Source organism: Mesorhizobium sp. WSM4806 (genome assembly GCF_055811635.1).
Genome location: NZ_JBVVQZ010000018.1, coordinates 58,555 through 72,968, shown reverse-complemented (window position 1 = coordinate 72,968; position 14,414 = coordinate 58,555). Strand labels below are relative to the sequence as shown.

Here is a 14,414-nt window from a genome sequence, read left to right as displayed (position 1 = left end):
CCCCCCCCCCACCACCCATAATTTTCTTATTTTTTTTTTTTTTTCCTCTCTCCCAAACTCCCCCCCCCCCCCCCCCCGCCCCCCCCCCCCCCCCCCCCCCCGGCGCTGTAGCGCACGACCTTGTCCGAAAAGCGTTGCGACTTTTCAGAGCCATGCTTAGCCCAGAACTACGTTGGCGGCGCTCTCCGGCAAATCCTGGCCGAAGGCGCGCTGGTAGAACTCGGCCACGAGCGAGCGTTCCAGCTCGTCGCACTTGTTGAGGAAGGTCAGCCTGAACGCCATGCCGATATCGCCGAAGATCTCGGCATTCTCAGCCCAGGTGATGACCGTGCGCGGGCTCATGACGGTCGACAGGTCGCCATTGATGAAGGCCGAACGCGTCATGTCGGCGACACGCACCATCTTGCTGACGATCTCCTTGCCCTTGGCATCGCGATAGTGCTTGGCCTTGGCCAGCACGATGTTCACCTCATTGTCGTGCGGCAGATAGTTCAGCGTGGTGACGATCGACCAGCGGTCCATCTGCGCCTGATTGATCTGCTGGGTGCCGTGATAGAGGCCGGTGGTATCGCCGAGACCGACGGTGTTGGCGGTCGAGAACAGCCGGAACGCCGGATGCGGGCGGATGACCCGGCTCTGGTCGAGCAGCGTCAGCCGGCCGGACGATTCCAGCACGCGCTGGATGACGAACATCACGTCCGGGCGGCCGGCATCGTACTCGTCGAAGCACAGCGCGACATTGTGCTGGTAGGCCCAGGGCAGGATGCCGTCGCGGAATTCCGTGATCTGCAGCCCTTCCTTGACGACGATCGCGTCCTTGCCGACGAGGTCGATGCGGCTGACATGACTGTCGAGATTGACGCGCACCATGGGCCAGTTGAGGCGGGCGGCGACCTGCTCGATATGTGTCGACTTGCCGGTGCCGTGATAGCCCGACACCATGACGCGGCGGTTGTAGGCAAAGCCGGCGAGGATCGCCATCGTCGTGTTCTTGTCGAACAGATAGTCGGGATCGATGTCGGGCACATGCTCGCTCGTCACGGAATAGGCCGGCACCACCATTTTGGACTCGAAGCCGAATTTCTCCTTCACCGGCACGGTGGTGTCGGGCAGGTTGGCGATGTCGCGATCGACCTTGTTCATCTTTATCAACGTCTCCACGGGCGAAGCGCCTGATTTCGCCGGCAATCGATTTTGTCCGGGGGCGGTCTTAGAGCCTTTTCCAACCTTATGAAAGTTGGAAAACGACACGGACCGTAAGGTCGCTCAGCACAATCCTGCCTGCTTGAGCACGCGATAGGCCTGGAGCACATCGCGGAACCGGTCTTCCGAACCTCTGTCGCCGCCATTCGCATCCGGATGGTGGCGTTTCACCAGTTCCTTATAACGCGCCTTGATATCCTTGCCAGTCGCCTTTGTATCAAGGCCAAGCGTTTCCAGCGCCTTGGCCTCAAGCGGCTTGGCCTTGCGCTCACGCGCCTCGCGCGGGTCCTTCGGGCCTTTGAACAGGTCGAACGGATCGCGCATGCGGTTGTAGTAGCCGGCGCGGCCGGAACGCTGCTGGGCGAAATCGGGCGAGGAGCGCGTCGAGGCGCCGTTGACGCCCATCTTCCATGTCGGCCGGTGGCCGGTCATCGCTTCCTTCTGGAAGCGGGCGATCTCGGTATCGGGGACACCGGAGAAATAATTGAAGCCCTTGTTGTACTCGCGCACATGATCGAAGCAGAACTGAAAATACTCGCCCTCCTTCATGCGCCCGACCGGCGCGCGATGGGTGCCGGCCTCCTTGCAACCGTCCCACTGGCAGATCGGCGAACGAGACTTCAGCTCCGCATCCTTCTCAGGGCGGATGCGAATTTTCTCGAAATATTTGGGGTACGGTTTCATCTCACCCATTTATGGGCTGTTCGCCGGTGCGAAACAAGAATTGACATTTTCGCGATGATCGCCCTAACCGCTGAATCGCGGCATAAAGCGGGCGATCGGCGAATTTTGTCGCGACGGCGGCGCCGCGCGTCCTTCCAGACGCGCAAAGGCCGCCGATTTTCGGGGGTTGCACCCGCCATATGTGGTGAAGGGAAGTAAGAATGTCCATACAGTCGACGATGGAAGGCAAGTTGAAGAAGGCGTTCTCGCCGGAGCGGCTGGTCATCATCAACGAAAGCCATCTCCATGCCGGCCATCACCATCAGGACTCCGACCATCACGGCACCTATGACGGCACCGGTGAGACGCATTTTCGCGTCCGCATCGTCTCCTCAGCCTTTGCCGGCATGAGTCGCATCGAGCGCCACCGCGCGGTCAACGCATTGCTGGCCGACGAATTGAAGGCTGGTGTCCATGCGCTGGCGATCGAGCCGGCCGCGCCGGACGAAAAGACCAGGTGGTAGACCTCAGCCGAGCGCTGCCTTCAGGAAAATCATCACCGCACCGGTCAACGCGTCGCCTTCGTCGCCGAAATTCCGATTGATCGACATGTGCGAATAGGCGCTGCCATCGAACAGTGTCACCTCCGTTCCAGTCGCCCGCAGGCGCTCGGCGAAGGCCCGTGAGGCTGCCGCACGACCCGCTGCGCGCGAATAGCCGATGAAGGTCGCCGGATGTTTGCGGCTCCCGACATGGGTGGCAGGCGACAGCGTTCGCCACTGCGCCGGGTCGGGAAAGGCCTTCGCATAGGCCCGTGTCATGCTGCCGCTCCTCGCAAGCGCCTCCAGGTCATAAGCCCTGGTATCGTTCAGAACCAGCGCCGCGACGCCGGGCAGACCGCCGCGCAGCCCGGTCAGTGCGGCGAGATGGCTGCCGGCCGAATGGCCCATCACCGCAATCCGGTTCGGATCGCCGCCGTATCTGGCGATGTTGGCGCGCACGTAGCGATAGGCCTGCTCGACATCGTTGGCCTGGGTGGAGACATCAGCCTCAGGCAGCATCCGGTAGTCGATCGAGACGAAGCAGAAGCCATTGTCGAGCAGGAAGTCCGGCTTGACGTCGACGTTGGTGCGATTGCCGGCTCGCCAGGCACCGCCATGGATGAAAACGATCACAGGCAGGGAGCTGGCGCCGGCGCGCGCGTAGATGTCGAGCCTGGCCGGACCGTAGTCGACAGTTTGCGGAGATGGCGAAAGCCGGCGCGATGCCGCCGAAGCGCTGGCCGTCGACAAAGCCATCGTCATCAAAAGCAGGGTTCGCCGATCGATCACCGTCACCTCCAGACAGCCCGGTCGAAAGTGCACGCCGGCGCGGCGAACGTCCAGGATTGATTAGCCGCGAAAGAACCTATTAGAACTAAATCTCGCCGGCCGGCCTGATCCTCAGCCTTGCAATCCGGTTCTTGTCGCGCTTCATGACGACGAAGCGCTTGCCGTGAAAGGTGAAAGCCTGCTTCTCGTCCGGGATCAATTGCGTCTCGTGGATGACGAGACCGGCAATGTTGGTGGCTTCTTCGTCCGGCAGGTCCCAGTCGAGCGCGCGGTTCAGGTCGCGGATCGACACAGTGCCGTCGACGACGACGGAGCCGTCGGCTTCCTGCTTGACGCCCTGCATGTCGATATCGTGCTCGTCGGCGATCTCGCCGACGATCTCCTCGATGATGTCCTCCAGCGTCACCAGCCCCTCGACCTCGCCATACTCGTCGACGACGATAGCGAAATGCGCCTTGCGCCGCAGGAAGGCGTTGAGCTGTTCCTGCAGCGTCGTGGTATCGGGCACGAACCACGGTTTTGAAGCGATCTTCATCACATCGATCTTGGAAAAGTCGTTGCCGACATCGTTCAACGCGCGCAGCAGGTCCTTGGCGTGCAGCACGCCGACGATGTTGTCGAGCGAGCCCTTCCACAAGGGCATGCGGGTATGCGGGCTCTGCAGGATCTCGCGCACCACCGCTTCCGGCGGATTGTCGGCATTGACCGAGCGCATGTTGGTGCGATGGACCATGACATCGGACACTTCGAGCTCATCGAGATCGGACAGGCGACCGATGCGGGCGCGATCCTCGCGCACCACCTGTCCGTCGCGACGAAAATCGTCGACGGCGCCCCGCGATTCATCATGGTTCGAATGCTGCGGCTCGATGCGCTGCAATTCATAGCCGAAGGCGGCGAGCAGGCGCGCGCGAAAGGCAAAGGCGAGCAGGCCGAGCCCGGCAAGGACAGCAGCGACAATCCAGCCGGCCTCGCTCATCCCGGTCGGCCTCTCGGCTGACCCGGTCGGCCTCCCGGCCGACCCGGGCGGCTGTTCTGCTGACCCGGATGGTTCTCCCTCAGAAACGACAGCACTTCCGACGCCGGCACATCCTTGGCGATGAAGGCCTGGCCGATGCCGCGCGTCAGGATGAAGGTCAGCGCGCCGCGCGACACCTTCTTGTCCTGGGCGATAAAGGCAAGCAGCGCCTCGGCGTCAGGCAATTCACCCGGAATATCGGCCATGCGCCAGGGCAGGCCAACGGCGCGAAGATGCGCCTCGACGCGCGCCGCATCGTCGGGACTTGCCAGGTTGAGGCGTGACGAAAAGCGATAGGCCAGCGCCATGCCGATGGCGACGCCCTCGCCGTGGACGAGACGGGCGCTGTCATATCGGGTGGCGGCCTCGAGCGCGTGGCCGAACGTGTGGCCGAGATTGAGCAGCGCGCGGTCGCCGGTCTCGAACTCGTCGCGGCCGACGACATCGGCCTTGGCGCGGCAGGCCTCGGCGATGGCCTCGGTCCGCTGCGGGCCGCCGGCGAACACCTTGCCCCAGTTTTCCTCCAGCCACGCGAAGAAGTCGGGGCGATCGATGAGCCCGTACTTGGCGAGTTCGGCATAACCCGCCCGGAATTCCCGGATCGACAGCGTGTCGAGCACTTCGGTGTCGGCCAGCACCAGTTTCGGCTGATGGAAAACGCCGACGAGGTTCTTGCCGCGCGCACTGTTGATGCCGGTCTTGCCGCCGACGGAAGAGTCGACCTGCGCCAGCAGCGAAGTCGGGATCTGCACGAAATTCATGCCGCGGCGCACGATGCCGGCGGCGAAGCCGGCCAGATCGCCGATGACACCGCCACCGAGAGCGACGACGACGTCGCCGCGTTCCAGTCTCGCGGCGAGCACGCCGTCCACCACCTCTTCGAGATGCGCGAAACTCTTGGTCTTTTCTCCCGCCGGCAAAGTAATGACCGCAGGCTGGATGCCGCCCTTTTCGAGGCCGGCCTTCAACGTCTCGAGGTGGGCGGCGGCGACATTGACGTCGGTGACCACCGCGGCGCGCGTGCCGGGCAGGCGGCGCGAAATCTCGGTGCCGGCGCGCAACAGCAGGCCGGAGCCGATCAATATGTCATAGGCGCGATCGCCGAGCCCGACTTCGACGGTGACTGTCGCGTTGCTTTTCACGAGCGCACCTCGCCTGTCGCGGCTGCCACGCCGAAATACCCGCAAAGCGCGTTCACCACCTCGGCGGCGATGACCTCCTTGCGATCGTCGCGGGTCGGCACGGTAACATCGGCGGTTGCGTAGACCGGATAGCGCTCGGCCATCAACCGCGCGATCACGGCACGGGGATCGGCGCTTTTCAGGAGCGGCCGGTTCTGCTTCTTGGAAACGCGGTCCATCAACAGGTCGATCTCGGCCTTCAGCCATACCGACACGCCATGGCCGGCAATGGCCTCCCGCGTCGGCGCGCTCATGAAGGCGCCGCCGCCCGTCGACAGCACCTGCGGGCCGTGTTCCAATATGCGCAGGATGACGCGCTGCTCCAGCGCCCGGAACTCGGGCTCGCCATAGCGTTCGAACAGTTCCGGGACGCTCATTCGCGACACGCTTTCGATTTCCTGATCACTGTCCATGAAAGGCAGTCCCAGCATCCCCGCCACCTTGCGGCCGATCGCCGTCTTGCCGGCGCCCATCAGGCCGACAAAGACAATGGAACGGCTGCCCAGCCGGCCGAGCAGCGCGGCATGGCTCTCATCGGGAGGATTGGCTGGCAACGCGTTCATGACACCATTATGTTTCTAAGCAGGTTCCGCAAAGCTATCCCAGGTTTTGCGACAGAACCTGCGACAAGCCAAAGAATCCAGGCAGGCATTTTCGGGCTAGCCCACGAATGCCTGCTTAGACCCCTCTTTGCCGGCGTATCGACATCAAAAGCCTGATTGCGTCAAGCGTGGCGCCGCCGCACGTCGTCCGCGCTTCGCCCTTGAATTGGCCGGATTGGCGTCTCATAAGGGCACTGGGTTTGGAAACGCAGAACAACAAGACGGGCGAAAATTGATGCCGACACTGTTCCGCTTTGTCGTGACGCTCACGATTCTGGCCGGCATTGTCTATGGCGCGATGTTCGCTCTGGCGATGTTCGTCGAGCCGAGAAAGGCCGAAATGAGCGTGCGCATCCCTCCCGAAAAGCTCATTCCCAAGAAGAACTGAGAGACATGAACAGCGCGGCCCGCATCGAAGCCTTTCTGGAAATGATGAGCGCCGAGCGCGGCGCTGCCGAAAATACGCTTTCCAGCTATCGCCGCGACCTCGAAGACGCGTCAGCCGAGATCGACGGCGGGCTCGCTGGTGCCGCCGCTGCCGATATCCGCAACTATCTCGACGAGATAGCCGCACGCGGTTTTGCCGCCACCTCGCAGGCACGCAAGCTGTCGGCGATGCGCCAGTTCTTCAAGTTCCTCTACGCCGAGGGTGTGCGCGGCGACGACCCGACCGGCACCCTGGACAGTCCGAAGAAGGGCCGGCCGCTGCCGAAGACGATGAGCGAGGCCGACACCGGCCGGCTGATCGACCGTGCGGCGCAGGAGGCAGCTGACGCCTCGCTGAACGATGGCGACGGCCTGGCGGCGCTGCGCCTGCATGCGCTGGTCGAGGTGCTCTACGCCACCGGCCTGCGGGTTTCCGAACTGGTCGGCCTGCCGGTGACGGTGGCGTTGCGCGACGATCGTTTCTTCATGGTGCGCGGCAAGGGTGACAAGGAACGCATGGTGCCGCTATCGGCAAAGGCGCGCGTGGCCATGCGGGCCTGGCTCGCTGCCCGGGCAACGGTGCCGGCTTTGGCGGATAGCCCGTTCCTGTTTCCGGCGGCAAGCGACAGCGGCTATCTCTCCAGGCAGGTCTTCGCCCGCGACCTGAAGGGCCTTGCCGCGCGGGCCGGCATCGCCTCGGCGAAAATATCGCCGCATGTGATGCGCCATGCTTTTGCCAGCCATCTCCTGCAGAACGGCGCCGATCTCAGGGCGGTGCAGCAGTTGCTTGGCCATGCCGATATTTCAACGACGCAGATTTACACACATGTTCTGGAGGAGCGGCTGATGCGGCTGGTCAACGATCATCATCCGCTTGCCGACTAGGCGTCATATCGCTATGTGAGGACGACGTTCCACCGCCCGGAGCCCCTATTTCCCAGGTTCCGTCAGTCATTGCCTCCCGGCTTATCGGTCCGCTCAAGAATGTACAATTACCTCGATTTCGAAAAGCCGGTCGCCGATCTTGAAGGCAAGATCCTCGAGTTGAAGAAGCTCGCCGAGAATGGCGAGGCGGTCGATGTCGGCGATGAGATAAGCCGGCTCGAGAAACGCGTGCGCGACGCATTGCGCGACACTTATAAGGCACTGACCCCGTGGCAGAAGGTGCAGGTGGCGCGCCATCCGGACAGGCCGCATTGCGTCGACTACATCAAGGGGCTGTTCAACGATTTCACGCCGCTTGCCGGCGACCGCAATTTCGGCGAGGACCAGGCGATCGTCGGCGGCTTCGCCCGCTTCCGCGGCGAGCCGGTGGCGATCATCGGCCAGGAAAAGGGCTCGGACACGGCCAGCCGGCTGAGGCATAATTTCGGCTCGGTGCGGCCGGAGGGCTATCGCAAGGCGGTGCGGCTGATGGAACTCGCCGACCGCTTCAATATCCCGTTGCTGACGCTGGTCGACACGGCCGGCGCCTATCCGGGCGTCAATGCCGAGGAGCGCGGCCAGGCCGAAGCCATCGCCCGCTCGACCTCGGCCTGTCTTCGCCTGAAGGTGCCGTCGATCTCGGTGGTCATCGGCGAAGGCGGCTCGGGCGGTGCCATCGCGATCGCCACCGCCAACCGCGTCTACATGCTCGAGCACGCCATCTATTCGGTGATCTCGCCGGAGGGCGCCGCCTCGATCCTGTGGCGCGACACCACCCGCTCGAAGGATGCGGCGACCAACATGAAGATCACCGCTCAGGATCTGCTGGAGCTCAAGATCATCGACGCCATCGTTCCCGAACCGCTCGGCGGCGCCCATCGTGGCCCGGATACGGTGATTGCCGCCACCGGCGATCTCATCGCCAAAACGATGAAGGAATTCTCCGGCGCCAACACCGATTTTCGTGAGCAGCGCCGCGAGAAATATCTGGCTATGGGGCGAAACCTCTAGACTATGATCCCGAACCGAGGCTCAGCGCAGCAAAAAGTGGGTACCGGTTTTCGCAAAAGGCGTGGTCGAACAAGAGGATTCAGGCCGGCCGATTTCAGTCGGACGGACCGCCGGACGGTTTCGACGCCGCAATGTGGCGAGATTAAGCACCTTCGCCACAAAAATGCCGCTGCGCTCGTTTCAATCGGATTGCCGTAAGGCCCGGCGCTGCGGTAAGGAATTTTCAAGGTTAACGGGCTTACGGTTGGGCCTGTCGGCCCTGATGCCTGCGGTCCGAAAGAAAAGACATAGCCATGTTTGCCAAGCTTGCCCGCACCGCACTTGTGATTGCCGCGATAGGCGTCGCTGGCTGCAATGATTCTTCGATGAAGGATTTTGCCCCCCACGCCAACAAGCCGTTGCCCGAAAAAATCCTGGCCAGCATGAAGGCCAAGGGCATGACCCGCACCTCGCCGGTGATGGCCCGCATCTTCAAGGAAGAGGGCAAGCTCGAAATCTGGAAGGCCAAGACCAACGGTCGCTATGACTTAGTCGCCAGCTACGACATCTGCAAATGGTCGGGCAAGCTGGGCCCCAAATACACCGAAGGCGACCGCCAGGCGCCGGAGGGCTTCTATACGGTCCGTCCGGCGCAGATGAATCCGCGGTCGAGCTACCACCTTGCCTTCAACATCGGCTATCCCAACGTCTACGACCGCGCCAATGGCCGCACCGGTTCCCATCTGATGGTCCATGGCGCCTGCTCGTCGTCGGGCTGTTATTCGATGACCGACGCGCAGATCGAGCAGATCTACGCCTTCGGCCGCGACGCTTTCCAGGGCGGGCAGACCGAGTTCCAGATCCAGGCCTTTCCGTTCCGCATGACCGCCGCCAACATGGCGCGCTATCGCAAAGATCCGAACTACGAATTCTGGAAGATGCTGAAGGTCGGCTACGACAATTTCGAGATCACGAAAGTGCCGCCGAAGGTCGATGTCTGCGAGAAGCGCTATGTCTTCAACCAGGTCGCGCCTGACGGCGAGACCTTCGATCCGACCGGCGCCTGCCCCGCGACGACGCAGCCGGATTCGCTGAAGAGCGCCTTCAATGCCTACCAGAGCACCTACGAGGCGGCTTTCAACGGCGCGGTCAAGGCCAGCGTGCCGGCGCCCAAGCCGACCATCGGCGGGATCAAGGAAGCCAGCATCGTTTCCGAGTGGTCGAAGAAACGCGCCCGTGGCGAACGCGTGCCGATCGATCCGCCGTCGTTCAACGCCGACGGCTCGGTGACCGAGACTGCGCGCATGGGCCGCATCGATTCTCCGGCGGGCCGCAAGATGGCCGCGCTCGACGCGGAGAAGGCCGCCAAGCAGAAGGCCGACGAGCAAAGGCTTGCCGCGATAGAAGCGGCCAAGGCCGCGAAAGAGGCGGCTAGGGCTCAGGCTCTGGCCGAAAAGCAAACGGCCAGGATCAATTCGCTGGCCGAAGAGGAGGAGGCCAGGGCCGCTGCCGAAGCGCCTGTCGCTACCGCGACAATCGCGTCGTCCCCCGATGCCGCCCCGGCCGCAACGCAGGCGGCGAATGCCGGTGAAAGCAGGACGACAAGGCTGAAGAAGAAGCTGCTCGGCATGTTCGGCGGCTGAGCTTCATGCCTGAACACGGAGATGGGGGCCAGGAAGACAGGCCCTCAACCAGCCCCGCCCCCGCCGCCCCCGCCCCTGTCTACGACCTCAAAGGCCTGAACTGCCCGTTGCCCGTGCTCAAGGCAAAAAAGCGGTTGGCCACAATGAGGCCGGGCAGCCGGCTATGGCTCGAAACCACTGACCCCCTCGCCGTCATCGACATTCCAGCCTTCTGCACCGAGAGCGGCCATCGATTGATCGAAACGGCAGCGATATCAGGCGGCCATCGCTTTCTGGTCGAGCGCGGCGGCGGCTGAGCGGGATAATCTCCTCCCTCGAGGGGGAGATCAGCCGCTTCACCGCCCGGCGATGGCCAGCGGGTTGTTTTCCAGCGCTGCGCGGTCCGGTGTGTCGATCGACGGCCGGTTGGTGAAAGCGGCAAACAGCCGGCGGACGTAATCTTCCGGCATGTCGAGCGTGATCAGCACCAGCCTTGTGCCGCGTTGGCCGTCCGGCCAGGACGGCAGCCGCGCCGGCGGATGCAGGATCTTCTGGACGCCGTGGACGACCAGTGGCCGCGACGGGTCTTCCAGCAATTCGATGACGCCCTTCATGCGCAGCAGGCGCTCGCCATGTGCTGATCGCAACAGGTCGAGGAACATCTCGATCGCCGAAAACGCCACCGGCCCCTCATGAACGAGCGAGTAGGAGCGCACCCGGGAATCGTGCCGATGGTCATGATCGTGGTCGTGGTTGCCGTGGTCATGGTCGTCATGGTGGTGGTGATCATGGGCGGCTTCCTCGCCCAGCCAGCGCCGCACGTCGGCGGACTTGGTGGCTGGGTTGTAGAGGCCGCAATCGAACAGCGCCGCTACATCGGTCCTTCTGTCACCCGCATCGAGCAGTTCGGCACCCGGATTGATCTGCCGCAGCCGCGCCCGCAAGGCCTCGACGTCGCGCGGATCGGTGGCCAGATCGGTTTTCGTCAGCACGATGCGGTCGGCGACCGCCGCCTGCTTCACCGCCTCGACATGGGCGTTTAGCGTCGCATCGCCGTTGACCGCGTCGACTAGCGTGATGACGCCGTCGAGCCGGAAGGCCTCGACCAGCGCCGGATGGGCCATGATCGACTGCAGCACCGGCGCCGGATCGGCGAGGCCGGTGGTTTCGATGACGACGCGGGCAAGCCTGGCGATGCGGCCGGTCTGCAGCCGGTCGACGAGATCGGCCAGCGTGTCGACCAGTTCGCCGCGCATCGTGCAGCAGAGACAGCCGTCGGAAAGCTGGATGATCCCGTCGGAGGCCTGTTCGACCAGGAGATGGTCGATCGCCACCTCGCCGAACTCGTTGATGATGACCGCGGTGTCGGCGAGCGCGGGATCCCTGAGCAGCCGGTTGAGCAGCGTCGTCTTGCCGGCGCCGAGAAAACCGGTCAGCACCGAGACGGCGATGGGAAAGCCGCTGCTCATCAGACTAGTTCACCGCCTTGGCGGGCTCCTGGGCCGCAGTAGCGGAACCGATCACTGCCGGCTCGGCGCCGGGCGGCGGCGGCAGGTCGGGCCGCCAACTCGGCAGCGGCACGTCGGCATACTCCTGGCCCGATGCATCGAGCATGGCTTTCGGTATCGGCCCGGTGGCGCCGCCAAGGCCGACTGCGACCAATGTCGGCGCGTGATCGAGTTTTTTTCGATAGGGAGATTTTGCCGCATTCTTATCGCCGACGGGGGGAGCTTCCGACTGCTCCTTAGCCGGCTTCTTCCTGCAAATCTCGTCATTCAGGTTGTTGATCGATGTGGTGTCGCCATAGGAAGGCAGCGCGGCCACCGTCAGCCAGCCCGGTGTCGGCGTGGCAAAGCCGTGGTCGAGCAGCCTGGCGACGGTCTCGGCGCGGGTGATGGCCGACTTCTCGCCAAGCACCACCGCCACCAGCGTGCGCCCTTCGCGTGTTGCCGAGCCGATCATGTTGAAGCCCGAGGGACAGACGAAACCGGTCTTCATGCCGTCGGCGCCGGGATAGCGGCCGATCAGAAGATTGTAATTCGGGATCTGCTTCTTGCCGACGGCCAGGCCCTCGATCGAGAACCATGGGGCATATTGTGGAAATTCCGTGCGGATCGCCATCACCAGCAAGCCGAGATCGCGCGCAGTCGTATACTGGTCCGGCGAAAACAGCCCGTTCGGGTTGACGAAATGCGATCCGGTCATGCCGAGCCGGCGCGCCTCGGCGTTCATGCGTTCGGCGAAAACGGCCTGCGAACCGGCGATGTTCTCGCCGACGGCCATGGCGACGTCGTTGGCCGATTTGACCAGCATCATCTTCAGCGCGTTATCGAGTCGCATGACCGAGCCCGGCTTGAAGCCCATCTTGCTCGGCGGCTCGCTGGCGGAACGCTTGGTGACCTTGATCGGCGAATCGAGCCGGACCTCGCCCGCGGCAATCGCGCGGAACGTCACATAGGCGGTCATCAGCTTGGTCAACGAGGCAGGATACCAGCGCTTGAAAGCCTCCTGGTGCTGGAGGATCTTGCCATTCTCCAGGTCAAACACGATCGTCGGATTGGCGAGAGCCGGACCGGCCAGCGCCGGCAGCGCCACAGCGCCCGCCAGCAATGCATGTCGCGCAAAAGTGCGCAGCGGTTTTGCGATAACGACATGCATAAAAACAACAATGCTAAAGCGCGCCGCATGAGGCCGGTCAAACGCGACGCGCTTTAGTTTGAGGAAATGCCCGTACCGCATAGTGGAATCCGAAATCACCTCTTGCCGCAGTCGCCTCTGGCTCCGTAAGATTTGTTACGCGATCGCCAGCATAGTGATCCGGTCCCTCTATCCGGATCACTGTCTTGCGGTGCTATTTAGCCTATGTGACGTCAAGATGGCAAAGTGCCTGAATGACAATTCTAATACAGCAGGCACAATTGCAAAGCAGCAGGCTGAATCCGTCTGCTCCAACAGCGAGATGGAACATTATGCCGATCCTGAACCGCGCCGCCGAAATGCAAGACGAGGTCGCCGGCTGGCGCCGCCATCTGCACCAGACGCCAGAGCTGAATTTCGACGTCTTCGAGACCGCCGCCTTCGTCACCGAGAAGCTGCAGGCCTTCGGTTGCGACGACGTGGTGACCGGCCTCGGCAAGACCGGTGTCGTCGGCATCATCCGCGGCCGACTGGGCGAAGGCACGAGCATCGGCCTGCGCGCCGACATGGATGCGCTGCCGCTCAACGAGATCACCGGCAAACCCTACGCCTCGACCATTCCTGGCAAGATGCACGCCTGCGGCCATGACGGCCACACCGCGATGCTGCTCGGTGCCGCCAAATACCTTGCCGAGACGCGCAATTTCGCCGGCTCCGTCGCAGTGATCTTCCAGCCGGCCGAAGAAGGCGGCGGCGGCGGCAACGAGATGGTCAAGGACGGCATGATGGAGCGCTTCGGCATCTCCAAGGTGTTCGGCATGCACAACATGCCGGGCCTGCCAGTCGGACAATTCGCCATCAAGCCGGGCCCGATCATGGCGGCGACAGCCGAATTCACCATCACCGTCAAGGGCAAGGGCGGGCATGCGGCGATGCCGCACGGCACCATCGACCCGATCGTCATCACCAGCCAGCTCGTCGGCGCTCTGCAGACGATCGCCTCGCGCAGCACCGATCCGGTCGAGGCTGTCGTGGTGTCGGTGACGAAATTCCACGCCGGCGACGCCTACAATGTCATTCCCGAGAGCGCCGAGATCGCCGGCACCGTGCGCACGCTGAAGAAGGAGGTCGCCAGGAAGGCTGAGCAGCGTGTGCGCGCCATCTGCGAGGGCGTGGGCGCGGCCTTCGGCGCAACGATCGAGGTCGATTACAAAGCCAATTATCCCGTCACCTTCAACCATCCGGAGGAGACGGTCTTTGCCAGCGATGTCGCCGCTGAAATCGCCGGCGAGGCACAGGTGCAACGCGCCATCCAGCCGGTGATGGGCGGCGAGGATTTCTCCTACATGCTGGAAGCGCGGCCGGGCGCCTTCATCTTCATCGGCAATGGCGACACCGCCGGTCTCCACAACCCTGCCTACGACTTCAACGACGAGGTCATCCCGCACGGCATGAGCTATTGGGTGAAGCTCGCGGAGACGGCGCTGGCCGCTTGATGCGTCGGCCATAAAACCGCCCTGCGGCTTGATCCGAGGGGTGCGCTGCGATTGGGATGGCTACAAGGCGGTCGGGCGCGGGACGTGGCGATGCTCCGATCGTCACTTCCGACCGGACCGCCTCCGCGCAAGACCCAAGGCAATGCCCAGGGCGATACCGATTCCGATACCCGCAATGATATTGTCCAACGCGACGCCGATAGCCACGCCGATCACAACGCCGAGTGTGATGTGTTTGGCATCTATCATGCCGGGTCATGTAGATTGGAAGGGGAGAGCTGCAACCGCTGGTCGGCTACCATCCGATGTTGCCTGGGATCG

General features: G+C 63.3%; 16 protein-coding genes. 7 read left to right on the top strand and 9 right to left on the bottom strand.

Features of this window, described 5'->3' with window-relative positions:
* Positions 1-156: 156 nt before the first annotated feature.
* On the bottom strand, positions 157-1,143 hold the full coding sequence (gene cobS / locus AC0L2M_RS25170; RefSeq protein WP_128246076.1) for a cobaltochelatase subunit CobS: 987 nt from the start codon (positions 1,141-1,143) through the stop codon (positions 157-159).
* Between the two features lie 123 nt (positions 1,144-1,266).
* Entirely contained in the window at positions 1,267-1,896 is a 630-nt protein-coding gene (locus tag AC0L2M_RS25165) for a J domain-containing protein (RefSeq protein ID WP_036262308.1), read from the bottom strand.
* A 191-nt stretch (positions 1,897-2,087) separates the two neighbouring features.
* Between AC0L2M_RS25165 and AC0L2M_RS25160 the strand changes: the two genes are divergently transcribed.
* On the top strand, positions 2,088-2,390 hold the full coding sequence (locus AC0L2M_RS25160; RefSeq protein WP_077372975.1) for a BolA family protein: 303 nt from the start codon (positions 2,088-2,090) through the stop codon (positions 2,388-2,390).
* A gap of 3 nt (positions 2,391-2,393) precedes the next feature.
* Here AC0L2M_RS25160 and AC0L2M_RS25155 read toward each other — a convergent pair whose 3' ends face one another.
* From AC0L2M_RS25155 to AC0L2M_RS25140, 4 genes are all read right to left on the bottom strand, one after another.
* On the bottom strand, positions 2,394-3,197 hold the full coding sequence (locus AC0L2M_RS25155) for an alpha/beta hydrolase (protein WP_473536194.1): 804 nt from the start codon (positions 3,195-3,197) through the stop codon (positions 2,394-2,396).
* Positions 3,198-3,282: 85 nt separating this feature from the next.
* Complete coding sequence (locus tag AC0L2M_RS25150) at positions 3,283-4,176, bottom strand: HlyC/CorC family transporter (protein ID WP_473536193.1); 894 nt, start codon at positions 4,174-4,176, stop codon at positions 3,283-3,285.
* Positions 4,173-5,357, bottom strand: a complete 1,185-nt coding sequence (gene aroB / locus AC0L2M_RS25145) for a 3-dehydroquinate synthase (RefSeq protein ID WP_473536192.1) — start codon at positions 5,355-5,357, stop codon at positions 4,173-4,175. Before aroB ends, AC0L2M_RS25150 begins: the two co-directional genes overlap by 4 nt.
* Positions 5,354-5,959 carry a shikimate kinase gene (locus AC0L2M_RS25140; protein ID WP_473536191.1) on the bottom strand — a complete coding sequence of 202 codons (606 nt, stop codon included), beginning with the start codon at positions 5,957-5,959 and terminating at the stop codon, positions 5,354-5,356. The genes aroB and AC0L2M_RS25140 overlap by 4 nt, the downstream gene beginning before the upstream one ends.
* A 274-nt stretch (positions 5,960-6,233) precedes the next feature.
* Here AC0L2M_RS25140 and AC0L2M_RS25135 point away from each other — a divergent pair, with 274 nt between their 5' ends.
* From AC0L2M_RS25135 to AC0L2M_RS25115, 5 genes are all read left to right on the top strand, one after another.
* Positions 6,234-6,386, top strand: coding sequence for a histidine kinase (locus AC0L2M_RS25135; protein ID WP_091593135.1), 153 nt, complete (start codon positions 6,234-6,236; stop codon positions 6,384-6,386).
* A gap of 5 nt (positions 6,387-6,391) precedes the next feature.
* Entirely contained in the window at positions 6,392-7,309 is a 918-nt protein-coding gene (locus AC0L2M_RS25130) for a site-specific tyrosine recombinase XerD (protein ID WP_473536190.1), read from the top strand.
* A 99-nt stretch (positions 7,310-7,408) separates the two neighbouring features.
* Positions 7,409-8,359 carry an acetyl-CoA carboxylase carboxyltransferase subunit alpha gene (locus AC0L2M_RS25125; protein ID WP_287235647.1) on the top strand — a complete coding sequence of 317 codons (951 nt, stop codon included), beginning with the start codon at positions 7,409-7,411 and terminating at the stop codon, positions 8,357-8,359.
* A gap of 293 nt (positions 8,360-8,652) precedes the next feature.
* Positions 8,653-9,981 carry a L,D-transpeptidase family protein gene (locus AC0L2M_RS25120; protein WP_287066287.1) on the top strand — a complete coding sequence of 443 codons (1,329 nt, stop codon included), beginning with the start codon at positions 8,653-8,655 and terminating at the stop codon, positions 9,979-9,981.
* A gap of 5 nt (positions 9,982-9,986) precedes the next feature.
* On the top strand, positions 9,987-10,277 hold the full coding sequence (locus tag AC0L2M_RS25115) for a sulfurtransferase TusA family protein (RefSeq protein ID WP_473536189.1): 291 nt from the start codon (positions 9,987-9,989) through the stop codon (positions 10,275-10,277).
* Between the two features lie 39 nt (positions 10,278-10,316).
* Here the strand turns inward: AC0L2M_RS25115 and AC0L2M_RS25110 are convergent, their stop codons facing one another.
* Both AC0L2M_RS25110 and AC0L2M_RS25105 read right to left on the bottom strand, forming a co-directional pair.
* The gene (locus AC0L2M_RS25110; protein ID WP_473536188.1) at positions 10,317-11,429 is read right to left on the bottom strand and encodes a CobW family GTP-binding protein; all 1,113 of its coding nucleotides are present in this window, start codon (positions 11,427-11,429) and stop codon (positions 10,317-10,319) included.
* 4 nt (positions 11,430-11,433) lie between these two features.
* Positions 11,434-12,618 carry a D-alanyl-D-alanine carboxypeptidase family protein gene (locus tag AC0L2M_RS25105; RefSeq protein ID WP_473536187.1) on the bottom strand — a complete coding sequence of 395 codons (1,185 nt, stop codon included), beginning with the start codon at positions 12,616-12,618 and terminating at the stop codon, positions 11,434-11,436.
* 311 nt (positions 12,619-12,929) lie between these two features.
* Between AC0L2M_RS25105 and AC0L2M_RS25100 the strand changes: the two genes are divergently transcribed.
* On the top strand, positions 12,930-14,093 hold the full coding sequence (locus AC0L2M_RS25100) for a M20 aminoacylase family protein (RefSeq protein ID WP_128176127.1): 1,164 nt from the start codon (positions 12,930-12,932) through the stop codon (positions 14,091-14,093).
* A gap of 102 nt (positions 14,094-14,195) precedes the next feature.
* Here AC0L2M_RS25100 and AC0L2M_RS25095 read toward each other — a convergent pair whose 3' ends face one another.
* Entirely contained in the window at positions 14,196-14,342 is a 147-nt protein-coding gene (locus tag AC0L2M_RS25095) for a glycine zipper domain-containing protein (RefSeq protein ID WP_023797168.1), read from the bottom strand.
* Positions 14,343-14,414 lie beyond the last annotated feature (72 nt).